Consider the following 24863-nt stretch of genomic DNA (forward strand, 5'->3'; position numbering starts at 1 on the left):
TGTTACTGCTCCCGGCTTCCGTCCGCTCCGCGGTTCGGCTGGGTCGTGATTTTAGGTCGCTGGTTGGGGTTTTCCTGCAGTTGTCTTTGCTTGTCGAGCTCTACCCTCTGGCGGGCCACCGTATCTACGTTAGAGGGCAGGTTGCCAAAGCGGTCGGCTTGCTCACCTGTTTCAGCCGTGTCGCCGATGGGGGCCGGGCGCGGTCTGGTCAGGTTTTGGGTGGACTCACTTTTGTTCGTGATGGCTTCGGCCGTGCTGGTGTCGTCTACCGGATCGGACTGAGGTCTTTCGCCGCAGCTGGTGCCCAGCACCGCCACCATGGCCAGCGCCAATCCGGTTATAAATATATCTTTCAGATTTTTCATGGTCGTTTTTAAATGGTTAATCAACTCCATTTTCTAACGTCCATCTTTGCTATTAGGTTGTAAAACAGCTATTGATGCCTTTCGGAGCACTCGGTGGCAGCCGCCATACCTTGCTAAAATCCAAATCCGAACCGAAGCCCGGTATGTACCTTTTGCCGCTCCTGGAACGAGGTGAAGAAATCGACGCGCAGCACTTTGAAGATGTGCTCTATCCCCAGCCCCAGCTCCAGGTAGTTCTCCGACTCGCGCGTGTTGAGGTAGTGCAGGCTCACTACCTCCTGCCATTTGAGCTTGCGAAAGAGCGGGATTTTGTTGAACAAGAAGCCATTGAAGTGATGCTCGAAGTGCCCTTCCAGGTAGCGGCTGCTGGTGCTATATCTGTAGTAGTCGAGGAGCTGGAAGCCGGTGTACACACCCGCGAAAACAGTGCGGTTGCCGTTGAAATGGCGGTAGTCCATCAGGCGCATGTTCTCTTTGCCCCAAAAAGTACCCGCCGTAAAGCTGTACTCACTGCTACCCAGCAAACCCAGACTGAAGTCGTCGGAGATGCGCAGCGCCAGAGTCGTGTACTTCACGTCGCCACCCAGCGCCTTGATGCCGCCCCGGTAACCCAACGAAAAAGTAGGCCAGCGCGAGCCGATGTTGATCTTGCGGTCGGGCCGCGAGATGTAGTTCATGCCCGGCCGGAAAGCCACCGTAATGTTAGCCGTCAGGGCCTGGTGCGGATCAAAAGAAGCATCGGTCAGTTCGGCGTTTTCGGGCACATTGGAAGTAAAACCGCCGCTGCTGCTTTCCCGGAAGGTATAGTCGGTGGAATTCTCCAGCGGCATGCGGTGGCTGTAGTCCAGCGAGGTGAGGATCGTGACGCCATTGAGGACCTCCGAGCGATAGTTGATGCGGCCATAGTCGCGCTGGTAGAGCTTGAGGTAGTTGCGCTCCAGCAGCAAGGTATAGACCGTGTTGGCAAAGGGCGAGATGGGGTTGGTGGAATTGATCTGGTCCACAAAACGGCCGCCCTCCACCGAAATATTGCTCCGCTTGATGGGGTCGTAGGTATAGTTCAAGCGCAGTTTGGCATTGAGCTTCTCGTTGGCGAGGCCGTAGCGGATGGTCGGCTCTATCTCGTAGCGCCGGCGGTCCTCGAAATCCTGCCGGTACTCCATGCCCACATTCAGCACAGTGCCCTCCACCGTATTGAATTGCAGCACGCTCGGCCCGCCCGTCAGACTCAGCAGCGGGTCTATGCGGAAATGGCGGCGCTCATAAGTGTTGTTGTAGGTATAGCCGCGCGCAAAAAAGCTGCCAAAGGTCGGCTTGTTCCGGATCCGGTCCACGGAGTCCTTGTATACCCGCGACTCGCGGATTTCCTCCAGGCTATCTTTGCGCTCGTAGTCCAAAACCTCCTCCTGCGTCAGCGGCACAGGACGTATCTCAGCCCAGTAAGCCGAGTCGCGGGTGTTGGCCTCTTTCTCTACGACCAGTACCTCGCGGCTGAAAAGCTTCTCGTCGTGGATGGCGGGGTGCTCTTCGGGTGTGGCGGCTACAGGTTCAATTACACGAGCGCGCTGTCGTCGGGTGGGCTTCACTTCTACGGCCGCCGCGCTTTCCACCACTTCGGGTTCCGGCTCCACCACCGTAGGCGGACGGCTGTAGGCGGGCTGCACCTTATACCTGGAGTATACCCCCATGGCATAGCCCCCGCCCTTAAAGCCCAGCCCCGACGCCTCAAAGGTGAAGCGCTGCGACACCGGCATCCATACCTGGTCCTGCACCGGCGCGTATACCTGCCGCACCCGGATAAAGTCGACAAAGTCTATACCTGCGTTTTTGGTGAGCGTGAGGTCGGTGCTGTGCAGGCGCCACGAGCCATCCACGATATAGATACTGCCCTGAAAGACCGGGTCGTTCTTCCGCCTGGGTATGACTTTGATCTTGTTGATGGTGCGGCCGTTTTCCTCGAAGGTGCCCTGGTACTCGTAGCGGTAGAAAAAGAGGGCATTGTTAGCCAGCGGCGACACGAAGCCCCGCTCACTCAGCCCTTCCACCCTGAGCAGGTTATCATAGAAGCTGATGTTCATCTCAGAGGCCTGGTTGAAGCTGAAGCCCTGTTTCTTGCCGCTCACTTTGGAGGAGATCACCCGCTCGCTCACCTTGTTCGGCTTTTTGAAATGCAGCTCCGACACTGATTCCGACAGGTATACGATGCCTGTGTCCACATCCACCACGCGCACCCCCAGTACCTTGCCCGGCACCTTATCCATGCGGGCCACGCCTTTCATGTACACGCGGGCGCTCCAGGCATTTACTTCGTCGCGGTGGTACTTGCGCAGCCGGATGGCATTGCGCATGATGGCGTAGGCCGGGTCTTCGTCGGCCGCTTTTACCACCACTTCTTTTAGGTTGAGCACCTCCGGCAGCAGCTGCACGTTGAGTTCCTGCGTCCCTTCCCCGATCGTCACAGTCTCAACACGGGCCCGGTAGCCTACATACTTGAACTCTAAGGTATAGGTGCCGGCCGGCAGTTGCAGCTGGAAATTGCCCTGGTCGTTGGAGGCGGTGCCGCTGGCGGTTTCTTTGATGTAAATGCTGGCAAAGGGCAGGCCCTGGTTGTTTTCGTCGGTGATGCGCCCGCGCAAGGTGCCCGCCAGGGTTATGGCCGGCAACAGGTATAGCAGGAAAAGCAGCAAAGCAGGGCGCATGTGCAACAGGCTCTTATGGTAAATGTTGAGTTTCACAATTTATGAACTAACGACAAAACCCGCCCAACGTGTTTAGCTTTTTTGGAATTTAAGCTTGCCCAACCATCTCGCTATACCTTCGGCAGTGCGGCTTCGCGGTCCCTGGCCTCACGTTTGGTCAGTTTGTTTTTGTAGCGCACGTTCAGCACCACACCCACCAGCACCAGGCCCATACCCACATAAGTGGCCAGCTCAAAGTGCTCATCGAACAGAATAAAGCCCAGCGCAAGCGCGTAGATAATGCCGATGTAGTTGAGGTTGGCCACTTTGGAAATCTCCTCGGCCTGGTACGACATGGTCATGTAGTACTGTCCCAACTGCGTGAACAGGCCCACCAGCAGCAGAATAGCCCAGTCCCACCCCTCGGGCTGCACCCAGTTAAAGGCAGAGTAGATGCCCGCGATCGGGAGCGCTACCAGCGGAAAGTAAAAGACGATGACGAGCGGGTGCTCCCGGGTGTTGAGGCGCCGGATAGAACTGTAGGCAAGTCCCGAGAAGAGGGCGCTGCCTACGCCCATCCAAACGTAAAGTGAATTGGCTGTGGCGTCGAGCCCCTCGATGACGATGATGCCCGCAAAGGAAATGGCAAAAAACACCCATTGCCAGGGTTTTACCTTCTCCTTTACCAGGAACACACCCAAAATAGTCGTGAAGATCGGCGAAAGGTACTGGATGGTGGCGGCTGTGGCCAGTGGCAGGTTCTGCAGGGTATTGAAAAAGAGCACGAGTGCCGTGGAGCCCGTCAGGCCGCGCATGATCAGCAGCCCCCGGTTGTTGCCCCACACACTCACCTGCTGCCGTCTGAGCGCGACATAGCTGATCACCAGCGATATAGCCGAGCGAAATAAAATCACCTCCATGGCAGGTATATGCGGCACCAGCTTCACGCACACATTCATGAGCGCGAAAAACAGTGTGGACAGCAGCATGTACCTGACTCCTTTTGAGAACATACCTGTATTAGTTTTGCAGCCACAAAGGTGCGTCGAATTCAGATTAGTTGTGTGTTTAAATTGTTGGATTGGTAAATTGTTGTTTGTTGCTTGCTGAATGTTGAAAACCCGCAACTCTTAAGCGCCTGCACTTGTTTTAAACAGGAGCAAAACGAACGATTTGGAACAGAAGAAGAAACAGAAGACCTATACCCCGAAAGAGGCCCTGATCAAGGCGGCCGCTTACTGCGCCTACCAGGAGCGCACGCAGCAGGAAGTACGCACCAAGCTCTATACCTATGGTCTGGAGCCGGATGATGTGGAGGAGATCATTGTGCGGCTGGGGCAGGAGAAAATGCTGGATGAAGAACGCTACGCGCAGGCGTACGTGCGCGGCAAATACGGACTCAAGAAATGGGGCCGCCGCAAGATCGTGCAGGGCCTCAAAGCCAAAGGCATCTCGGACTACTGCATTAAACAGGGCCTGAAGGAGATCGACTACGATGTGTATGAGGAGAATCTGCAGCAACTCCTTGAGAAAAAGAACGCCACCGAAAAAGAAAAGAACCCCTTTGCCCGCCGCCAGAAACTCAGCTATTACCTCCTGAGCAAAGGCTACGAAAGCGATTTGGTGCAGGAAGCGTTGAAAAAATTGGAATAAATTCCTGCCTCACTATCCTGCAATAACAAGAAACCGCTACAGTAGTAAACTGTAATTTTATGTTTTAATGGTCTGACCACACAGGTATACCATGGAGACTTGGGTTGCAGCACACTTTTTAAAGCGAAATATCACACGAAAATAAACTTAGCATGATCATGAGCACCTGCTATTCATTGGAGGTCTTGGAGGAGCAGAATTGATACTTATCCTATTTTTCCTGGGTATACCTGCCCTCTTGTGGCTATGGGCCTTAGTCGATCTGCTGACAAGCGAATTTGAAGACAGCATCAACAAGCTGATCTGGGTTTTGGTAATTGTTTTCCTACCCGTTTTAGGAGCCATCCTGTATCTGCTGATAGGCAGAAAGCAAAAAACTAGCGCACTCACCCGGTAGTAGACGACTCAATCACAACAAAATTGGGTGCTGTGTCTCAGCCCGCCGGATGTCTTATACCTGCGGGACGGTAAAGCTACATTTCAGCCTTTCTGCAACCATACCTCTTATTCCAACTATCGTTTCTTCGGCATTTCCGGATTTTGGATACGATGCTGCGGCACCAGCACCACTTTGCGACCGGTAATTTCCTCCAGCATTGGCTTGAGCACTTTTTCGGCGTTCACCTTCGTCTGCTGGAGTATGCCGGAGTTGATGGCAGCCTCTTTCACATTGGCCTCGGCATAGCGGTAGCTTTCCTGTACCAGGTCGGCATCCTGGAAGTAGGTGTTCTCTTTTGAAAAAACCTTAGACTTGTTGTGGTCGATCTTGTAGTAGCAGACCTCCGGCTCCGGTAAGCTGATCTGCACCAGCGAGTCGCCCTGAAAGTGGATGTCCTGCTCGGTCAGTTTCGTGAAGTCCACGCAGCCCACGGCCTCGCCTGTCACAATCAGCATCACCTTGGAGTTGGGTATCCAACGCGACACTTCTTTTTCGTATTCCACCACATCCTTAAAGTTAAACCGCACCAGTTCCATACGCCCCAGTTCTTCCACAGTGGTCAGGATGGTGTTGTGGTTCACGATCACTTCCGGCTGCTTGTCATCTGCACCGAAAAAGGAATCGTTTACGTGACGCCAGACGTACCAACCCACTAAGAATAGCAGGATGAAGGGCAGCAGACGGAAAAGGGATCGGATGAGGGGCATGAGAAAATACATGTCGGTTGTAGCTTACATTTGTCTACACAGCAATTATGGTGCTAAAGTTCAAATACGCTACAGCGCTATACCCAGCCGCTCCTGAAAACCGGCATTGCCCTGCAGCCCGCCGGTATGCACCGCCACAATGCGACTGCCTTTCGGAAAATAGCCACTCCGGATGAGATCAACCAGACCGTAAAACATCTTGCCGGTGTAAACAGGCTCCAATGGCAACTGGTGTTCCTGCTGAAAAGAGCGTATGAAGTCCAGTAACTCCGGCTTTATTTTGGCATAGCCGCCGAAGTGGTAATCCGTAATCAAATGCCAGTTGTCGTAGCGTCCGCCGTTATACCTGTGGATGAGCTGCTCTATCTCCTCTTTCAGAAATTCGCCTCCCTTCAAAGCCGGAAAGCCCAGCACCTGTTTATTTCCTTCAAGCCCAGCAATGATCCCGGCCAAAGTACCACCCGTGCCGCTCGCGCAGCAGATGTAATCGTAGTCGATCGGGATGTCCGTCACAATCTCCGTGCAGCCTTTCACGGCCAGCGCATTCGTGCCGCCTTCCGGTATGATATAGGGATTTCGGAACTGCTCAGCCAGTTGCGCCAGGTATACGGGTTCAGACTTTTGCCGGTAGGCTTCCCGGGAGATGTAGTGCAGCGCCATACCTGCCGACGTGGCAAAGCGGAGGGTAGGGTTGAGCGGCAGGTGCTCCTCTCCCCGGATGATGCCGATGGTTTTGAAGCTGAACTCCTGCCCTGCCGCCGCTACCGCCGCAATGTGGTTGGAGTAAGCTCCGCCAAAAGTCAGCAACGTATCATGCTGCAGCCGCTTTGCCTCCTGCAGGTTATACTTGAGTTTGCGCCACTTATTGCCTGAAATGGTGGGGTGCAGCAAATCCTCGCGCTTCACCCAAAGCGCTATACCTCGGTCTTCCCATAACTTGCTGTGTAGCTGTTGCAGCGGTGTTTCCATACGCTCTAAAACAAAGGCCCCGATCTCTCAAACCGGGGCCTTCACTTATACGATCACTTCTTTCTCTACTTCCTCAGGCTTGCGGCGCAATCCGTAAAAGATGGCCCCTCCGATTACCACCAGCAGCAGAATAGACGAGATCCAAGACACAGTATTGCCAATGGAGTACGATTCCGGTTCGAACTTGAACTCGATGGTATGCTTGCCGGCCGGTACTTCCATGGCGCGCAGGATGTAGTTTACCCGGATGTGATCCACCGGTTTGCCGTCCAGGTAGGCCTGCCAGCCATCGGCGTAGTATACCTCCGAGAACACCACCAGTCCATTTTGCGCTGCATTCACAGCATAGGTCAGGGCGTTTGGCTTGTAGTCCGTCAGCTCAATGGTAGAGCCCTCGGCATTGTAACTGGTTGCTGCTGTCTTGAACTTCGACTCGTCCACTACAGCGGTGGTACTGGCGTTCAGGCCGTTCAGGGCTTCAATTTCTTCATCCGGATTGTTCACCGTTTTCACCTCGCTCACAAACCAGGCATTGCCCAGTGCGCCCGGTACGCGCTGCACCGGCTGCTGCTGATCGCCCGTAATCACATAGCGGGTGTTGAGCATACGCAGCACCTCGAGGTTATTTTGAGTAATGTGGCGGTCAATGATATCCTGATAGCGACGCAGTTTGGCACCATGGTAGCCGCCCACCGATTTGTGGAAGTACGAGGTACGAGCATCGTTAAATGGATTTGGCAGGTATAGCACGCGGTAACTCAGGTCCTTGTCCTGCAGAATCAACTGGTCGGCCTGCGTTGGCTGGAAATGGTTCTCTACCACACGCTTCTCAAAATCGCCGTCGTTCAGGTAGCGCTTGTTCACGCCCCACAGGTCCACAAGAATCAGCAAACCTATACCTGCCATGGTCATGGTAGTCGACAGTTTGCCTTTAAGATAAAAGTAAATCAGACCAACCGCCAATGCGATGAAGACAAACGAGCGCATTGCATCGGAGCGCATCATGCTTTCGCGGTCGGCGCGGATGGCATCGAGCGGGAAGTAAGACTGCTGCAACTGCGGATCTACGGCACCTACGAAACTGGCTGAACCGGCAAACAACCACACTAGCAAACAGACGCCAGCGGTTATACCTCCGGAAATCAGCAGTTTTTTATCGAGGTCTTTGATCAGGTCGCGGTCACGGATTACTTTGTAAAGCGCCAGTATGCCAAGCAGCGGCATTGTGATCTGGGCGATGATCAGAGCTGACGATACCGCCCTGAACTTGTTGTAGCCCGGGAAGTAGTCGAACATGAAGTAATTGAATGCCTCGAAGTTCTTGCCCCAGGCCAGCACAATCGACAGGATGGTGGCACCGATCAGCCAAATACGGGTGGGTTTATGCACGATAAAACAGCCCAGCACGAACAGGAACACCACGATGGCACCCACATAGACCGGTCCGCTCGTCATCGGCTGCGGCCCCCAGTAGGTTGGCAGGCCTTGCTTCAGGGCCTGCTCGGCCTGCACCGCCGGCATACCGAGCCCCAATAAAGCCTGGTAGCTCTGCGAGTCTTTGTCTAGTCGGGAGTTGCTGCTGCTACCACCGTAGAAGTCAGGTATAAGCAGCGTGATGGTTTCGCCTACGCCATAGCTCCAGCTAAAGGCATAGTCGCGGTCGAGGCCGCTGGAGGTTTTGTCGCCGCTGTTGGCCACGCTCAACTCCGACTTGCCCCGGATGCTGTGCTGGCTATACTCAGCCACGGTATAAAGTCTGCCGAAGTTTACGCCCACTGCCAGAATGGCCGCTATACCCAGCACCAGTCCGCGCTTGATCAGGTCGGCTATTCTGCCCTCTTTAATTGCATAAATCAGCTCCACAACCATCCAAACCAGCACCATCAGGAGCATGTAATAGGTCATCTGGAGGTGGTTGAAATGCAGGTTGAGCGTGAGGCCCAATGCAAAAATGGCAGCCCCGATCCAAAGATTTCGCCGGAGGGCGTAGAACATGCCGGCCATCACCAGCGGAATGTAGGCAATGGTAAGCGATTTGGTATTATGTCCCGCCTCCAGGATGATGAAGTTGTAAGAAGTGAAGGCAATGGCGATAGCGCCGATGACCGACAACCAGGTATTGAGCCGCAGCGTGACCAGCAAAAAGTAGGCACAGAGCAGCGTAATGAAGATATTGCCCGCCATGGCCGGCATGTTGAAGGTCAGGATGCTGTGGATGTAGCCCGAAAGGTCGCCGTAATAGCGAGTGTTGATCAGGTATGAGGGCATGCCGCTGAACATGGAGTTTGTCCAGAGCGTCTCTTCGCCGGTAGCCTCGCGGTAGTCTTGTATCTCCTTGGCGCCGCCCTTGAACTGCAGAATGTCGTGCTGCGCCATCGCCTTGTCCTCGAACAGGACAGGAGCAAAGTATACGGCGGTAAGGGCAAGGAAAATCAGGATCGCGATGATGTGCGGGAGCACATCGCGCTTAAAGTCAATAGAAGCTGTCATATCTTTCAGGAAACCTCAGAATAGGGCTGAAAGATAGGCTTTTTATTTTATTTCTTCATAATCGACGTACTGGCCGCCATTGAAATCCTTCCGGTCCGGTTGCTCCGGTATGTAGTCGATTTTAACGCCTCCCTGCTGACGGCCATTGTTGCTGGCACGCGGCTCAGGCTGCGGCTGGTGCATGTTGGAGTAAAAGAAAGTACCGTTTCGCAGACTCTTCTTCACAAAAAAAGCCAGCAACCAACGGAAAAGAAAAGGAGCGGCTAATCTGAGGAAAAGGATAACGAGTATGGTTATGAGTATGAATTTCATGAAGGTCAATTAAGGTATAGGCAGCGCATGTCGCTGCTTACTAGTAACAAAGAAAGTACCTATTCTGATACAATTCTCCTGCCAAAAAGTTCTCCTGCCATTTCGGCGGGGCATGTGCAAAGATACGAATTTTGGATAAGTTCGGGAAATGGGGTAATTGACTGAATCTTAAAATATGGCCTTAACCTTAACGATTGACACACACCTGCCCCCTCTCAAGAGGGGAATTTGTGCCATTGAGAATTCGCAAGTATAAGCTTTGTAGCAAAGGTATACCTGTTGAATACAGTCATCTACCTTGCCCTCGCTCGCGGGACGCGAGCGAGGGCAATTAGAATAGCATACCACCCAAAAAACAAAAAAGCCCTCTCCTTTTCAGAAGAGGGCTTTTGAAAATTGTTTGCGTTGCTACACGCTCAGGTATAGGTTGCGCTCGGAGTATACTTTCACAAAGTAGTCGTCTTTCAGGTCGTCGATGAAGTAGATGGCCTCACCTGTCGACTTCATTTCCGGGCCGAGCTCCTTGTTCACTTCCGGGAACTTGCTGTGCGAGAACACCGGCACCTTGATTGCATATCCTTCTTTGTGCGGGTTGAAGGTGAAGTCTTTGATCTTCTTCTCGCCCAGCATGATCTTGGTCGCGTAGTTGATGTACGGTTCGCGGTAGGCCTTGGCAATGAACGGGAAGGTACGCGAAGCTCGCGGGTTGGCCTCAATGATGTACACCACCTCGTTCTTGATCGCAAACTGGATGTTGATTACACCCACCGTGTTCATGGCCAGGGCGATCTTTTTGGTATGCTCCTCGATCTGACGGATCACGTTTTCAGACAAGTCGAACGGAGGCAGCACCGCGTAGGAGTCACCGGAGTGGATACCGGCCGGCTCGATGTGCTCCATGATGCCGCAGATATACACGTCCTCCCCGTCGCAGATCGCATCGGCCTCCGCCTCAATGGCGTGGTCGAGGAAGTGGTCGAGCAGCACCTTATTGCCCGGATGGTCTTTGAGCAGGTCGATGACGTGGGCTTCAAGCTCCTTCTCGTTGATCACGATCTTCATGCTCTGGCCACCGAGTACGTAGCTAGGGCGCACCAGCAGCGGGAACTTCAGCTCTTTGCACAGCTCCAGCGCCTCTTCAGCTGACTCGATCACGCCGAACGGAGGGTACGGAATTCCCAGGTCGCGCAGCAATGAAGAGAAGGAGCCACGGTCCTCGGCCAGGTCAAGCGCTTTGTAGCTCGTGCCAATCACCTTGATGCCGTAGCGGTCGAGTTTCTCAGCCAGCTTCAGGGCAGTCTGGCCGCCCAGCTGCACGATTACGCCTTCCGGCTTTTCGTGCAGAATGATGTCGTAGATGTGCTCCCAGAACACCGGCTCAAAGTACAGCTTATCCGAGATATCGAAGTCTGTCGATACCGTCTCCGGGTTACAGTTGATCATGATAGTCTCGTAGCCGCACTCCTTGGCCGCCAGCACGCCGTGCACGCAGCTGTAGTCGAACTCGATGCCTTGACCGATACGGTTCGGCCCAGAGCCCAGCACCACGATCTTCTTTCTGTCGCTTACCACGCTTTCGTTCTCGCCGTCGAAGGTGCTGTAGAAATATGGTGTCTGGGCTTCGAACTCAGCGGCGCAGGTATCCACCATTTTGTACACACGCTGTATACCCAGCTCCATGCGCACGGCGTGCACTTCGCTCTCGAGGCAGCGCAGGATGTGCGCGATCTGGCGGTCAGCGTAGCCTTTCACTTTGGCTTCGCGCAGCAACTCGGCTGGCAGCGTAGCCAAGGTATACTTCTCCATCTCCTTCTCCAGCATGTCGAGCTCCTCAATCTGGGACAGGAACCACGGGTCGATCTTGGTCAGCTTCTGGATGGTGCTGGTCGGGATACCGATGCGCATGGCATCTTTGATGCAAAACAGGCGGTTCCAGCTCGGGTTTTTCAGGTTGTGAACCAGCTCGTTGTAGTCGGTCATCTCCTTGCCGTCGGCACCCAGGCCGTTGCGCTTTATCTCGAGGCTCTGGCAGGCTTTCTGCAGCGCCTCCTGAAAGGTGCGGCCAATGCCCATCACCTCACCCACAGACTTCATCTGCAGACCCAGCGTACGGTTGGCTCCTTTGAATTTATCGAAGTTCCAGCGCGGGATCTTCACGATCACGTAGTCCAGCGCCGGCTCAAAGTAAGCTGATGTTGTTTTGGTGATGGCGTTCTTCAGTTCATCGAGGTTGTAGCCGATGGCCAGCTTGGCCGCGATCTTAGCGATCGGGTAACCGGTGGCTTTAGAGGCCAGGGCCGAAGAGCGGGATACGCGTGGGTTGATCTCGATGGCAATGATGGTGTCGTCCTCCGGGTTCACAGAGAACTGCACGTTACAGCCGCCGGCAAACTGCCCGATGCCGTTCATCATTTTGATGGCCAGATCGCGCATGTGCTGGTAGGTGGTGTCGGGCAGGGTCATGGCAGGCGCTACCGTAATGGAGTCGCCGGTATGCACGCCCATCGGGTCGAAGTTCTCGATCGAGCAGATGATGATCACGTTGCCGAGGTTGTCGCGCAGGAGCTCCAGCTCGTACTCTTTCCAGCCCATGATGCTTTGCTCTACCAGTACTTCGTGCACCGGCGAGGCATGCAGGCCGCGGGTCAGGGCAGCGTCGAACTCCTCAGGGGTATTAACAAAACCGCCCCCCGTACCACCAAGGGTAAACGAAGGGCGAATCACGAGTGGAAAACCGATTTCCTGCGCTATCTCTTTACCTTCCAGGAAAGAGGTAGCGGTTTCTCCCTTGCAGACATTTACCCCGAGCTCGAGCATTTTGAGGCGGAACTTCTCACGATCTTCGGTGGTTTCGATGGCTTTGATGTCCACACCGATGATGCGCACGCCATACTTCTCCCAGATGCCGGCCTTGTCGCACTCGATGGCCAGGTTCAGGGCTGTCTGTCCGCCCATGGTCGGCAGCACGGCGTCAATCTTATGTTTCTCCAGGATTTCAATGATGTACTTCTTCTCAAGCGGCTTGAGGTACACATTATCCGCTGTTACACTATCGGTCATGATAGTGGCGGGGTTTGAATTGATGAGCGTCACTTCGATGCCTTCTTCACGAAGGGAGCGTGCCGCTTGGGAGCCGGAATAATCAAACTCGCAGGCCTGGCCGATAACGATGGGGCCAGAACCAATAATCAGAACGGATTTAATACTGGTGTCTTTAGGCATGTGCTGTGGTAGGTATAAATTGCCCAAAGTTAGCGCGAAAATCTGGGGCTCACAAACAGAAAATGCATGCCGGGCCCACTTTTTTCACATAGCGTTTTTGCATTATTTCGAAAGCAAGGGCAGCAGGTATGCTCAGTCGCCTTCTTCCAGTATGAATAAGTCATTGACTGTAACGCCAAACAAATCCGACATTTTTAGGGCCAGCAGCGTGGAGGGCAGGTATTTGTTCTTCTCGATGGCGTTGATCGTCTGGCGGCTCACGCCCAGGGCCTCGGCCAGCTGCTCCTGGGTCATGTCTTTTCTGGCCCGCTCTACCTTAATGTTATTCCGCATCAGTCTCGAGTGCTTTTCGCATTTGGTGAAGTTTATACTTAAAGGAAGCATAGGTATAGAAAAGCAGCAAAGCTAACGCACCCAGCATACCGCCTATGTCTGGCATACCCAGCGTACTTCCCTCCAGCAGCTTGACCGCGTTCGTGAACAAAGGAAGCATCAGAATCCCGACGATCAGGTATAGCACGCCGGTCATAAACGCCTGGTAGCGCAGGTGCTGCACCATCTCATCCTCTTCTTTCTCCTCCGAAAAATTGAGCAGCGCCAATCCGATGATGATCGGGTAGTAGACGATCGGGTGAGACCATTCGTCAAAGAAAGCATCACTCCTGGGTATAAGCCCTATACTGATCAAGGCGAAAGTAAGGAGCGTGAGGGCGGGCATACCTGCTATAAGCACCCAGAGTCCGTACCGCTTAAACCGGTTAGGCAGCAGTTTTACTTGTGGTAACAGTTCTTTCATATGACTTTTCTTTTGATGTACGATAAAGATTACTAAAAGTAAAATATATTTTACATAAAGGAAATATTTTTTTACTAATCTGAAGGTTTATTTTTTTTGACAGGCTATTTTAATAAGATTCCTGAGAAGAGATTCTGGCACTAACCCAGTTCGCTTCCGCCTATACCTGCACCGCAAACCTGTTGCCTCCGGAATAAAACGTTTTGAGGCAAGCCGTCAGTAATTATGGGGAAGATTCCGCGCTAACACAACGCACACACAAACCTTCGCGCCGCGCTACGTACATTAAGGTATAAACTAACCAACAGAATCATGGAAACACCACGCGAAGACGATATCATTACCAACTCAGACGAGAGCGAGCGCCTGCCGGACGAAAATCCAGAGCCGCTGGAGGGCGTGAAGAAAGAAGATCATGATATTTTAGACCCTGAGCCCGAAGGCGTAGAAGAAGGCGGCAACGTGGCGGCCAAAAACGAGGAGGACACCCGTAAACTGGACGGCAGCAACGCCAACAACCTGAGAACAAAATAAAATATCACCGCTCACAGAAGCCGCAGACAGCAGCACCCCGTGCTGTTATCTGCGGCTTTTTTTGTTTCCAGCGTCATTTATTGACAACGGAAATCTGAATATCCCTATACTTAACTGCCATAGCGGCAAAAACCCGAAAACGAGTGCAAAAACCGGTATTACCCCTACATCGAAAGCGCATCTTTTATTCCCAAAAAGATTGACACGACCATAATTATTCAGTATCATTAGGCTGGAATTCACCGGTTTAACGCCATTGCATATGGTTTACTTCCAGACTGATTATTTGCTCGTAGAGTACCATGTAGCCAGCCACGTCCTGCTGAGTCAGTGGTATGGCAAATGCAGCAGCTTGCAGTACAGGCAGGCGCTCATCAAACTGATCAGGCTTGCCCGCGAACTGGAAGCGCCCTACGCCATTACCGACAGCCGCCTGCTCTCCCCCCTCGACCCTGATGACCTCGCCTGGACCCGCGACATTTTCGCGCAGGCTTTCGGCCAACTCCCCTTCAAGCGCTCCGCCTCCCTAAAGCCCTTCGACCCGACTGCCAGCCGCCAGTTTCAGCAAGTGTTCGCCAACAGCTCCTCCCCCCTTCCTTTCGAAACCCGCGAGTTCGAAGACCTCACCTCCGCTTACGAGTGGCTCATCTCTGAGGAATAAGTCGCTATACCTTGCTTCAGGCTTTACATTTCCACCATTTTCCGACATCCGGGGGTAAAAGATATTGCTTATATTGTCAGGCTAAACGTAGGCCTCCTATACCTTGGCAAGGCTTAGACTTATACCTGAAAAGCGCGCATGCTATACCTTGTTTTAAAGCTGATCCTACGCACAGGCCTTTGGGTGTTTTTCCGGAGGTTTGTGGTGCGCAACCGCCATCTGATGCCCGCGCGCGGTCCGCTGCTGGTGGTGGCCAACCACCCCAACACCTTTATGGACCCGATCGTGATTGCCTCCCTCCTCCCGCAGCAGGTATACTTCATCGCGAAAAGCACCGTCTTCAGTTCGCCGCTGCACAACTGGCTACTCCCACACATGAACCTGATCCCGATTCACCGCAGTCAGGACAGGCCGGGCGTGCCGCTCGACAACGAAGCCACCTTCAAAGCCATTTACCAGGCACTGACTAATCACAAAACGCTGCTCATTTTTCCGGAGGGTACCAGCTTTAACGAAAGGCGCCTGCGAAAGCTCAAGACAGGCACAGCCCGGATGGCGCTCGGTGCCGCCGCCAGCCTGCCTGAGGTGGCGAACCTGCAGATACTGCCGGTGGGACTCAACTACTCCGACCCGACGCGCTTCCGAAGCGACGTGTTTGTGAACGTGGGAAAACCCATTGCAGTCGCCCCCTACCTGGCGCAGTACCAGCAGGACGAGAAAGGCACCGTGAACGAACTGACAGACCGCATCCGGCAGCAGCTCGAAAAGTTGATTGTGGTAACGCCTACTGATGATGAAGACGTGCTTGTGCGGCAGATTGAACAGGTATACAAAGAGACACTGGCGGCCCAGACACCCCTAGAAGCCCCGCGCCATGTGCGCGACTTTCTACTGACCAGGGCGATTATGAAAGGACTGGCCCACTTCCTGGAAACGCAGCCGCTGCGCGTAGAGCAGTTCCGGGACAAGATGCGGTCGTACGTGGGGCAGCTGGAGGAGCTGGATCTGAAACGCCTGCCCACCGTGGAGGAAAATAACGTGCTGCTGCGCCAGACGCTTGTCCGCACCCTGCTGCTGACGCTCACCCTGCCGCTATACCTGTACGGGCTCTTCAACAACTACCTCGCTTATATTATACCTTCTAAAGTGGCCGATGCGCTCACAGAAGAGCAGGAGTTCAGAGCGCCGATCATGCTGTCGGTGGGTATTTTCTCATTCCCAATCCTGTATGCGCTGCAGGCAAGTGTCTTTTGGCACTTCTGGCCCGACACGCTATACCTGCTGCTATACCTGATCAGCCTGCCACTGTCGGGCTTTTTTGCGCACCGCTACTGGAACATACTGCTGCGCGTGCGGGAGCACTGGCTGTTGCTGCGCCTTTTTATGAACAATAGCCCGGTGGCGGCAAGCCTTAAACGGCAACGACAGGAATTGATAAGCGAGCTGGAAGGCGCCAGAAAAGAATACCTCCACCAGCAAACCGACAGCCAGAGCCTCGGCTAAACGCGCATCCGGCTACCATTGTCTATACCTGTAGGCCTATCACGAAAAGCCTGTATGTTGTATAGAAGCAGGATTTATCCAATCTATTTCCTTTAAAAAGTTATCCAAATAGCACTAGTTCCGTAAACAGGATACTGAAATCTAATTTTTACAGTATTACAAACAACAAGAACTATGAAAAAGACATTTGTAAACATGCTCGCGCTATCGTTTGTAGCAGCTACGGTTATGACCGGTTGTGCAGATACCACAACTACCGGCACTGATGCAACAGATACCGATATGGGCACAACGACTGGTTCCACTACCGGTACTACGACGACTGGTACAACAACTGGTACTACAACTGGTACTACAACTGGAACAACTACCGGTACCACAACAGGTACGACCACTGGAACAACTACCGGCACGACTACCGGTACAACGACAGGAACTACAACGGGCACTACTACAGGTACCACCACCGGCACGACTACTGGTACAACAACAGGTACGACCACCGGCACCACGACCGGAACAACGACTGGCACTACAACCGGTACTACTACGGGAACAACGACTGGAACTACAACTGGCACCACTACAGGTACAACCACTACCGGTGGCACAACTACTGGCTCCACTACGGGTACCACCACTATGGGTACAACGCCAAGATAGCGGGATCTGTACTTCTTATTACACAAGCAAAAAGGCAAGCACCTCCCGGTCTTTGCCTTTTTGTTTTATTCAACCTTATACCTGACACACCATGCATCAACTGCAACGATACCTCCGCCGGGTTTTTACAGTTGACCTTCGTGCACTGGCCATCATGCGGATCTGGGTAGCCGGCATCATCCTGACGGACCTGGCCATTCGGGCAACCGACCTGGAGGCGCACTACTCCAACATGGGTGTGTTGCCACTGCACGTATTGCACCAGTTTGGCTGGAACCCTTACCATTTTTCTTTCCATACCCTGAGCGGACTCTGGCAGGTACAGGCCCTGCTCTTCCTGGTGGCGGCTGTGTTTGCGGTATGTCTGCTGCTGGGCTACAAGACCCGCACCGCCACCATCGTCAGTTGGGTCCTGCTCGTCTCGCTCCAAAACCGGAACACGTTTATAGCGCAAGGCGGTGACGACCTGCTCCGTATGCTGCTCTTTTGGGGCATGTTTCTGCCATGGGGTAAATTCTACAGCTACGACGCCGTAAAATCCGAAGCCCCTCCGCTACAACAAACGACCTATTTCAGTGCGGCCACGGTAGCCTACATCCTACAGATTTTCCTGGTGTATTTCTGCACCGCGCTGCTCAAAAGCTCGCCGGAGTGGCACACCGATGGTACAGCACTCTACTACGCCCTTAGCCTCGACCAGATCCTGATGCCGGTCGGCAAGCTCATCTACCCATACCCGGAGCTGTTGAAATTCCTGACGCTCAGCGCCTGGTATACCGAACTGCTGCTCCCTTTCCTGCTACTGATCCCGTTCTATAATCATGTCTGGCGGCTCGTTGTCATTGGTGTGCTGTTTGTGTTCCACATCAGCATCAGCCTGACCCTGTTTGTAGGACTGTTCTACCTCATCAACATCGCCTCCATTTCAGGCTTGCTACCGTCACAGGCCATGAACTGGGCCGAGCGTAAGTTCCTCTCCTCTTTCAGGCGGCCGCTTACGGGGCAGTTCCAGCGCATCTTCAGAGGGTTTAAAAGCCCGGCTCAGTTGCAGCTGCAAATTAGCCTGCAAAAGCCCTTGCTTTCCAGAAGGCAGCTGCTGTACGTCAGAGAGGGATTTGTGACATTCGTGCTGATCTACTGCATCTGGTGGAACCTGGCGGGGGCCACTACGCGGGTGCCCGCCATGACGGACTCCACCACCTGGTTTGGCAATTTGCTGCGCGTAGACCAGCGCTGGGGTATGTTCGCTCCGGCTGTGTTTAAGGATGACGGCTGGTATGTGCTGGAAGGCCACGCAGCCAATGGCCAACTGATCGACCTGAACCGCGAAGGGCAAGAAGCGGATTATGCCAAGCCGGCCTCTGTCGTAAGCCTGTTTAAGAATGACCGCTGGCGGAAGTACTCCGAGAACTATCTGTTTGTGAACTATGCATTTCTGAGGCCCTATTACTGCAATTACCTGGTGCGCCGCTGGAATGAAGCGCATCCCCAAAACCCCATCCAGGAACTGCAGGTGGTCTACATGAAAGAGTATACGCAACCCGATTACCAGCCCGTCACCCCGCAAAGAGAAGTGCTCTGCACCTGCGCCAATTTACCGGAGTAAACTGAACACAACTGCAGAGCACCACTTTATACCTTCTTCGTGTGGAGTATCAGCACTCCCCGTCTTTGCAGGCGAGCGCACTCCCCACCGCGGCTGCAACCAGGCCACCCAAGAGGTATATCCCCACCGTCATGGCGCGAGTGCTGTTGGTGCGGTTACTGGGGTCAGTACCAAGGCCCAGCGGGCCGGGCAATAATACAGCACCTGCACCTGCTCCGGCTCCCAGCAGGCCGCCGCGCAGCCAGGCATCTTTACCAGTGCCAGCCAGGCTGTAGTAGAGTGAGTTCGAAACCACATCGCCTACCATGGCCCAGGTCCGTAACTCCCCATCGGCAGGAGGCTGTGCTCCCGCTTTCTTCATAATTTTTGAGATGGCCCGCATCCCCAGCACATCCATACGGGGCGCCTCAGGCACAAGCCTGCGCAGGGTTTCATGTGTGATCGTTAAGGCGACGGCTCCTGCCAGTCCGCTTACCAGTGCTTTGCTTATTTCCATAGTGTTAGCTTCTTCATAGAGTTATTGAGGTCGGTCGTGTTGCTATACGCAGCACACAGTTGTCTGCTATAGCGGTACGAAACAAAAAGCCGGGCTGTTGACCCGGCTTTTTGCCATGTAGCTTTATCGTTGGGGCAACTAGCGGTTGCTTCCCTTGTTCTTATTCAGGTTTCTGTTCAGCTTGTCCTGTGAGCTCGCGGTTCTGGAGCCCATATTGGCCGATTTGTTTTTGTTCATCGTGTTCATCGCTACCCAGCCTGCGCCCAGTGCCAGCAGCGAACCACCTACTACTTTCTGAGTAGTGCTCAGGCCATTCACCTTGTTCATGGTGCTGTTGCCAAACTCCTGCAGCTTGCCTGTCAGGTTGTTCAGGTTTTCTTTCTTGAACGTGTCCTTCCAATTCGACTTGCCCGAAGCTGATGACTGGCTGCTTCCGGATATGTTTTTGCCAGAAGACGGCTGGTTGAAAGATGACTGGCTTCCGCTGTTCATGCTTGAAGATGAGGATTGGCTGGAGCCCATATTAGATGTATTGTTTTGTGAGCTGCTCTGAGCTGATGGATTCTGATTCGACTGCGAATTCTTATTCGTTCTGTTTTCCATAGTTAATTTGTTTTAATTAAACACACGTACGCCCTGTCTTACGTCCATAGCCGGACGCTTTAGGCAGAGTGTCAGAGTTATATGTATCGCGTTTTCGGGCTTAGGGTTTCAACTTGCCCTCACATTCCCGCGTGTGCACAAGTTCGGCACGCTATAGTTATATAAGTTTTAGCAGGCCCATAACCAATGCCATCCACTAAGTATATTCGATGGCTAAACATTCATTTCGACGGCTTGGAGAGATCTGGGTTATGGAAGCGTTTTCGCCCTAAGTCAGATTTTCACACTGTCCGAAGCGCCAAAAAACGATTGAGTTGACGGCCATCGAATCGTAGAAGAGCGCATTGCAATGGCCAAATTCTTCTCTTGAGGGCAAGTCTAGATAACTTAAGGAAGTTCTCCCCTTAAAGGGCGCGAAGGTATATCCACAACTTGTACTTGCTATACCTGGATGACTTTCAGGCATAGCGCCGGGTCTGGTTTTATAGCTGGAAAGCCTGCAGCTTTTTCAGGTCTTCCTTTAGCTTCGCACGATCTTCCTGCTCTACTTCTTTCATCGCATTGCGGGACTGGTAGAACTGCAGGATGTCGTGCCGCAGCGCAGAGCTCGTTTGCTTGAAATCAGATTTGGCGAGTTTGTGCAGCAGCTCGGCATAGGTCTCGTCTGTCAGTTTGTAGTCGCCGGGTTTGGAGGGCCCGCCTGTGTCGAGCTGCATGTTGGCGAGCTTTAGCTGGTCCTGTTGCCTGAGCTGCTTGATGAGCATTTTGTAGTTCTCGACAGTGGTGTTGAAACTGTGGTAGAACAGCTTTTCAGCCTCAGGAGTTGGCGGCTTGAAAGCGAGCGTCTGGAAGGGCCCTAGCTTGGGGAGCACTTTGATGATCCAAGAAGAGAAGCGCGCCAATAGGTTAGGTCTGTCGTAATCAGTTCCGTAGGCTTGGTTAAACTCAGCGCGGCTCATGTGGTACTGGAATTTGCGACGGGTTATACCTGGGCTCGCTTCCTGAATGTCACTTTTCTTGGCCTGCCAGGCGGCCTTGGTCAGGTCGGGCATGAAGCTGCGGATGGTATAGCGGTAGGTGCCGATGGCCAACGGCACGTTCATAAACACATCGTTCAGTTCGAGCCCGTAGGTCTCCAGAAAAGCACGTTCCAATAGCTCCTTCGATACCTCAAACCCGATGAAGGACTGATAGGCCTCCGGTGCGTAGTTGCCCCGTGCCACCTGCAGCACGTCGAATCCGAACTCTGTTTTGATATGCGAAGCAGCATCCTCGGCATAGGTTACCTCTTTCCCAAACGCTGCCCCAACCTTGGGGTATACCAGCGCGACTGCCTTGTTGGTACCAAGCGGATGGCCGTGTATATCGGCGTTGTAGTGCGACAGGGCCCCAAGCGCAAAACCGTACTCCTCTATCGTAGTGGCCGATCTGAGGAGGTTCTCTACAAAGTCGCCGCTCCGGACATAGTGCGTCAGATCGGTGAAAAATGTGTTGCCAAACGGAAAATAGCCCATGTCCTGCACAATGGAGCCGCCATAGGCGTGTGCCTGGGCTTTTTTCAGGTCCTCTTCTGTGGCTTTGGGGAAACGCTTGCGCAGCAGGGGCTCCATCGAGTCTTTCCAGGCGGCATCGATAATGGTCTGGTGCGTGAGCACCCCATAGGCGCGCACGTCACTCGCTGTTAAAAGCAGGTATAGGAATAGGGCCAGGAAGCCTGACCTTGAAAGGGTGCGGTAGTTCATGATTGTAGGTATGCGTCGGGTATTGTACGCAAATTCGCGGCAATAGATAGCGTATACCCTATATCTCAGGGAGAGGTCTGCAGCTTCTTCCGGGCCCTGAGGTAGCTCATCACTTCTACAATGCTGATGCCGAGCAGCACCCACATGGCGCCCAGCAGAAAACCCGCCAGCACATCCGACAGAAAGTGTACTCCCAGGTAGATCCGGCTGAACCCGATGAGTAAAATCAGTGCGGCAGCTCCTGCCAGCACGGCATTGCGAAGGCGCTTCTGGTGCAAGTGACGGTAGCCGAAATAAGCCAGTATACCCCAAAGTCCCATGCTGGTGGTGGCATGCCCGCTCGGAAACGAAAAGTTATGCTCCGGGTAAAAGGCTACCTCCGTAGGCCGGTCACGACTGATGAACTTTTTGCCATACTGCACTGAAAGCCCAACGCCTGCCATGGTCAGCCAAAAGGCCAGCACCGCTGTGTAACGCCGTTTGTATAAAAACACAATCGTAGCCAGGCCGCCGACAGCAAAGGTAGCTTCGCGGGTGCCCAACTGCGTGAGGGCATAAAAGGTCTGGCTCAGCCACTCGCTCCGCATACTGTAAAGAAACTGAGTGAAGGCTTTGTCCACATGCACCACGCCTTCCGATTCGATCACATCCTCGGTGAGTTGCGAGAGCAGCGCCGCATTGATCCCGACGACCAGCAGGAGAATAGTCAGTGGCAAGCCAATAAATGTGGTCGTGTCGAAGCGGCGCAGGAGGAAGCGGGAAAGCCCCGGAAACCGCTGGTAAAAGCGCTGCGCCAGCGGCTGTCTGGCCAGCCAGCGGCCTATCGATTGGAAGAAACGTGTCAGAAAGTGAAGCATAAAAGAAAAATACAATTTTTATACGCAATACTCTCAGTTCGGTGAACAAGAAAGTTCATTTACCCACGAAAAAGGACCGCTCACATGGCAAAATGATTTATTAACAACTTATTAGCCTTATATAAAGTACATATTGAACATGAGAGGGTTTGAAAATATATACGACAAACTCCTGCTCGTTGTAGGGGTCGCGTTGCTGGTGTTGCTGTGGGTGCAGTTTCCGGCTATGCCCGAGATGAGTGCGGACGACCACATGCGCTATACCTCAGACGAGGCCAAGACGGTTATGAACTCAAAAGCCCGGTTTCTGAGGCCCTCCACGGCACTTTCTCCCCGCCAGGTCATCAAAATACAGCTACACGCCCTTCAGCGAAACGACATGACGGACAGTGGCATCATTACGGTTTTCAATTTCTCGTCGCCTACCAGCCGGGTTAGTCTGGGCCCGCTAAACCACTTCCGGATGATGGTGCGCGACCCTGCCTATAGCCCCATGCTCAACTTCGTTTCTTACAAAACCGGGCAGATGGTGATCACGGACAATACAGCCTACCAGCTGGTAGTGATCAAGGGCTCGAACGGAGAGCAAGTGCCATACTTATTCATACTGGCCAAGCAGCGAAAAGGCATGTACAAAGGCTGTTGGATGACAGTGGGCGTTGCCCGCCAGGATGTAAACCGCCAGTCGAGCCTGATTTAGTACTTTACCCCTATACCCATACCTGACTTACAAAGGCAATTCCATTTTAATATCGGCACGCTCGTAGATGCTAGGCGGCATGGGCACCTCCACAAAACCCAGGCGACGGTATAGGTTCAATGCTGTCTCCAGCCTGCGGTTCGATACAAGGTATACCAGACGGGCTCCGGTTTCCCGGGCTTTCCGGATAGCCGCTTCGCCCAATAACTTCCCAATTTTCAGGCCTTGTGCTTTGGGAGTCACCGCCATTTTAGCGAGTTCATACACTCCGTCGCCCTCGTTGATCAATGCACAGGCCCCAACGATCTCGCCCTGGTAGCTGGCCATCAGGATATGCCCGCCTTTGTCGATGATGTAGCTTTGCGGGTTGCCCAGTGATTTGTGATCGGCCTCCTCCATCACAAAATAGCGCGTGATCCATTCTTCGTTCAGGGTTCTGAACGCGCTGGCATGCTGTGGTTCGAAATCGAGTATTTGTACGGTAGCTTCGGTAGTAGCCAATGGTGTATAGTATTCTAAATTCAGGCTACAAAGATATGTGATGTCGTTGCCAGTTTCAAACTGTGGTCCGCTATACCTATCTTTCTACGGTCTTTCCAGGTATAACACCTTAATTCGAGACGACGCGTGACTATGTCCCAGACCATTCCGCTTTGGTTGCCAGTATTCTATACCTTGTTTTTGCTGGTGCTGGTGCCGGTATATTGGAAGCAGTACGGGCCGGGTAATTTCCTTTGGTTTTCGGATGTGGCGCTGTTCTCGGTCGGTATCGTGCTCTGGACAGAAAACCACCTGCTGCTGAGCATGATGGCCGTTGGGGTGCTGGCCCTGGAGCTTGTCTGGAACGTAGACTATTTCGGACGACTGCTCACCGGCAGACAGCTCCTGGGCCTGAGTGACTACATGTTTCACCGGGACAAGAGCTTGTTTTTACGAGGTCTGTCGCTGTTTCACGTCTTTTTGCCCGCTATTGTAATCTGGCTGCTGCTAGAATGGGGCTACGATACCCGCGCATTCTGGTACCAAACGGCGCTGGCCTGGGTGGTGCTGCCACTCAGCTATTTTCTCACCAACCCCAAAGAAAACGTGAATTGGGTATACGGCTTCGGCAACGAGCCACAAACGGTTATTCCCAAAGGATTATACTTTGCACTTTCACTGCTGTTTTTCCCGATTTGTATTTACCTGCCTTCGCACCTTGTGCTGCAGTGGTTGTTTAATTGAAGTGTAAGTGTGGTCTGGAGGAAGAGGCTCTTTTTTAAGACCGGGAGAGGGAGCTTTAAGTCTGTCTATGTTTGTCTGAATCAGGATTTTCAGGATTTTAAAGAGGGCCCCTACCCCCAGGATTAACAGGATTTTGGTGCGCGATTAACATCCCCCTGCCCCCTTCTTTGTCGAGGGGCCCTACCCCCAGGGAGGACTTTCTGCTCCTGCCATTCCAAGGTATAAGCGCTGAAGCAAACGAGCACTGTAAATTCCAAACTTACCCCTGGCACGCATCGAAAGACATCCTTGCCCCTTGAGCTACGAAGCAGAAAGCGGTGCCATGTGCACTTTACGACACTCCACTGTTTGAGCGGTCAGCGAGTTTGGAGGGTCTTGACTTTTTTGCCTTCTTTTTGTGTCAAGACAAAAAGAAGGTGCCCGCCGCACAGGCGAAACAGCAGCCCGCCTGGCAAGGCATTCTATGCAACAGTTGCTATACCCATACCCATACCCATACCCATACCCATACCTATACCTATACCTATACCTGGGCCGGAGGTCCCACCATAGTAGACACGAGCGTGGACGATCGCGCTATGAAGCTTCGCTATACCTTTAGTGTGAATACCAGATCAACCACCTGGCTAGCTACAAAAAGAGC

25 protein-coding genes are annotated in these 24863 nt (G+C 53.2%); 10 read left to right on the top strand and 15 right to left on the bottom strand.

The genetic code is table 11. The features are described from left to right. Nucleotides 1–2: 2 nt before the first annotated feature. The 3 genes from B0B12_RS19480 to B0B12_RS19490 all read right to left on the bottom strand — a co-directional run bounded on the left by B0B12_RS19480 (nucleotide 3) and on the right by B0B12_RS19490 (nucleotide 4056). Entirely contained in the window at nucleotides 3–365 is a 363-nt protein-coding gene (locus B0B12_RS19480) for a hypothetical protein (protein WP_076672434.1), read from the bottom strand. Nucleotides 366–478: 113 nt separating this feature from the next. After that, nucleotides 479–3100, bottom strand: a complete 2622-nt coding sequence (locus B0B12_RS19485; RefSeq protein ID WP_244554783.1) for a DUF5686 and carboxypeptidase regulatory-like domain-containing protein — start codon at nucleotides 3098–3100, stop codon at nucleotides 479–481. A 74-nt stretch (nucleotides 3101–3174) separates the two neighbouring features. Then, nucleotides 3175–4056: a DMT family transporter gene (locus tag B0B12_RS19490; protein ID WP_076672383.1), complete on the bottom strand. Its 882-nt coding sequence runs from the start codon at nucleotides 4054–4056 to the stop codon at nucleotides 3175–3177. Between the two features lie 160 nt (nucleotides 4057–4216). Between B0B12_RS19490 and B0B12_RS19495 the strand changes: the two genes are divergently transcribed. Together B0B12_RS19495 and B0B12_RS19500 are read left to right on the top strand one after the other, a co-directional pair. Continuing rightward, nucleotides 4217–4696, top strand: coding sequence for a regulatory protein RecX (locus tag B0B12_RS19495; RefSeq protein ID WP_076672384.1), 480 nt, complete (start codon nucleotides 4217–4219; stop codon nucleotides 4694–4696). 238 nt (nucleotides 4697–4934) lie between these two features. After that, the gene (locus tag B0B12_RS19500) at nucleotides 4935–5093 is read left to right on the top strand and encodes a PLD nuclease N-terminal domain-containing protein (RefSeq protein ID WP_244554786.1); all 159 of its coding nucleotides are present in this window, start codon (nucleotides 4935–4937) and stop codon (nucleotides 5091–5093) included. Nucleotides 5094–5209: 116 nt separating this feature from the next. Here the strand turns inward: B0B12_RS19500 and B0B12_RS19505 are convergent, their stop codons facing one another. From B0B12_RS19505 to B0B12_RS19535, 7 genes are all read right to left on the bottom strand, one after another. Further along, complete coding sequence (locus B0B12_RS19505; RefSeq protein ID WP_076672435.1) at nucleotides 5210–5842, bottom strand: DUF4230 domain-containing protein; 633 nt, start codon at nucleotides 5840–5842, stop codon at nucleotides 5210–5212. Between the two features lie 69 nt (nucleotides 5843–5911). Beyond that, nucleotides 5912–6811 carry a 1-aminocyclopropane-1-carboxylate deaminase/D-cysteine desulfhydrase gene (locus B0B12_RS19510; RefSeq protein ID WP_076672386.1) on the bottom strand — a complete coding sequence of 300 codons (900 nt, stop codon included), beginning with the start codon at nucleotides 6809–6811 and terminating at the stop codon, nucleotides 5912–5914. Between the two features lie 45 nt (nucleotides 6812–6856). Beyond that, complete coding sequence (locus B0B12_RS19515) at nucleotides 6857–9301, bottom strand: YfhO family protein (RefSeq protein ID WP_076672387.1); 2445 nt, start codon at nucleotides 9299–9301, stop codon at nucleotides 6857–6859. Nucleotides 9302–9343: 42 nt separating this feature from the next. Then, entirely contained in the window at nucleotides 9344–9613 is a 270-nt protein-coding gene (locus B0B12_RS19520; protein ID WP_076672388.1) for a DUF4834 family protein, read from the bottom strand. A 408-nt stretch (nucleotides 9614–10021) separates the two neighbouring features. Continuing rightward, a complete protein-coding gene (carB, locus tag B0B12_RS19525) occupies nucleotides 10022–12835 on the bottom strand; it encodes a carbamoyl-phosphate synthase large subunit (RefSeq protein WP_076672389.1) in 2814 nt (937 codons plus the stop codon). Nucleotides 12836–12967: 132 nt separating this feature from the next. Further along, nucleotides 12968–13168: a helix-turn-helix transcriptional regulator gene (locus B0B12_RS19530; protein WP_076672390.1), complete on the bottom strand. Its 201-nt coding sequence runs from the start codon at nucleotides 13166–13168 to the stop codon at nucleotides 12968–12970. Then, entirely contained in the window at nucleotides 13158–13631 is a 474-nt protein-coding gene (locus tag B0B12_RS19535) for a hypothetical protein (protein WP_076672391.1), read from the bottom strand. Before B0B12_RS19535 ends, B0B12_RS19530 begins: the two co-directional genes overlap by 11 nt. A gap of 312 nt (nucleotides 13632–13943) precedes the next feature. Here B0B12_RS19535 and B0B12_RS19540 point away from each other — a divergent pair, with 312 nt between their 5' ends. From B0B12_RS19540 to B0B12_RS19560, 5 genes are all read left to right on the top strand, one after another. Then, the gene (locus tag B0B12_RS19540; protein ID WP_076672392.1) at nucleotides 13944–14165 is read left to right on the top strand and encodes a hypothetical protein; all 222 of its coding nucleotides are present in this window, start codon (nucleotides 13944–13946) and stop codon (nucleotides 14163–14165) included. 262 nt (nucleotides 14166–14427) lie between these two features. Next, entirely contained in the window at nucleotides 14428–14826 is a 399-nt protein-coding gene (locus B0B12_RS19545; protein WP_076672393.1) for a hypothetical protein, read from the top strand. A gap of 138 nt (nucleotides 14827–14964) precedes the next feature. Next, nucleotides 14965–16329, top strand: a complete 1365-nt coding sequence (locus B0B12_RS19550; protein ID WP_076672394.1) for a lysophospholipid acyltransferase family protein — start codon at nucleotides 14965–14967, stop codon at nucleotides 16327–16329. A gap of 174 nt (nucleotides 16330–16503) precedes the next feature. Continuing rightward, complete coding sequence (locus tag B0B12_RS19555; RefSeq protein WP_212564625.1) at nucleotides 16504–16992, top strand: hypothetical protein; 489 nt, start codon at nucleotides 16504–16506, stop codon at nucleotides 16990–16992. Nucleotides 16993–17083: 91 nt separating this feature from the next. Continuing rightward, complete coding sequence (locus B0B12_RS19560) at nucleotides 17084–18598, top strand: HTTM domain-containing protein (RefSeq protein ID WP_076672395.1); 1515 nt, start codon at nucleotides 17084–17086, stop codon at nucleotides 18596–18598. 49 nt (nucleotides 18599–18647) lie between these two features. Here B0B12_RS19560 and B0B12_RS19565 read toward each other — a convergent pair whose 3' ends face one another. From B0B12_RS19565 to B0B12_RS19580, 4 genes are all read right to left on the bottom strand, one after another. Next, nucleotides 18648–19094: a hypothetical protein gene (locus B0B12_RS19565; RefSeq protein WP_076672397.1), complete on the bottom strand. Its 447-nt coding sequence runs from the start codon at nucleotides 19092–19094 to the stop codon at nucleotides 18648–18650. Nucleotides 19095–19232: 138 nt separating this feature from the next. After that, the gene (locus B0B12_RS19570; protein WP_139337846.1) at nucleotides 19233–19697 is read right to left on the bottom strand and encodes a hypothetical protein; all 465 of its coding nucleotides are present in this window, start codon (nucleotides 19695–19697) and stop codon (nucleotides 19233–19235) included. Nucleotides 19698–20179: 482 nt separating this feature from the next. Further along, complete coding sequence (locus B0B12_RS19575; RefSeq protein ID WP_076672400.1) at nucleotides 20180–21439, bottom strand: zinc dependent phospholipase C family protein; 1260 nt, start codon at nucleotides 21437–21439, stop codon at nucleotides 20180–20182. Between the two features lie 65 nt (nucleotides 21440–21504). After that, nucleotides 21505–22296: a phosphatase PAP2 family protein gene (locus B0B12_RS19580; RefSeq protein ID WP_076672402.1), complete on the bottom strand. Its 792-nt coding sequence runs from the start codon at nucleotides 22294–22296 to the stop codon at nucleotides 21505–21507. 139 nt (nucleotides 22297–22435) lie between these two features. Between B0B12_RS19580 and B0B12_RS19585 the strand changes: the two genes are divergently transcribed. Continuing rightward, nucleotides 22436–22996 (top strand): DUF4864 domain-containing protein, encoded by a 561-nt coding sequence (locus tag B0B12_RS19585; RefSeq protein ID WP_083704325.1) that lies wholly within the window; start codon nucleotides 22436–22438, stop codon nucleotides 22994–22996. Between the two features lie 27 nt (nucleotides 22997–23023). On the opposite strand, the gene B0B12_RS19590 is transcribed toward B0B12_RS19585, so the two are convergent. Further along, a complete protein-coding gene (locus B0B12_RS19590; RefSeq protein WP_076672403.1) occupies nucleotides 23024–23497 on the bottom strand; it encodes a GNAT family N-acetyltransferase in 474 nt (157 codons plus the stop codon). A 132-nt stretch (nucleotides 23498–23629) separates the two neighbouring features. Between B0B12_RS19590 and B0B12_RS19595 the strand changes: the two genes are divergently transcribed. Both B0B12_RS19595 and B0B12_RS20155 read left to right on the top strand, forming a co-directional pair. Continuing rightward, complete coding sequence (locus tag B0B12_RS19595; protein WP_076672405.1) at nucleotides 23630–24220, top strand: membrane-associated protein; 591 nt, start codon at nucleotides 23630–23632, stop codon at nucleotides 24218–24220. Between the two features lie 397 nt (nucleotides 24221–24617). Beyond that, complete coding sequence (locus B0B12_RS20155) at nucleotides 24618–24821, top strand: hypothetical protein (RefSeq protein ID WP_139337847.1); 204 nt, start codon at nucleotides 24618–24620, stop codon at nucleotides 24819–24821. Nucleotides 24822–24863 lie beyond the last annotated feature (42 nt).

Origin of the sequence: Pontibacter indicus (assembly GCF_900156345.1) — a bacterium.
Lineage (GTDB): Bacteria > Bacteroidota > Bacteroidia > Cytophagales > Hymenobacteraceae > Pontibacter > Pontibacter indicus.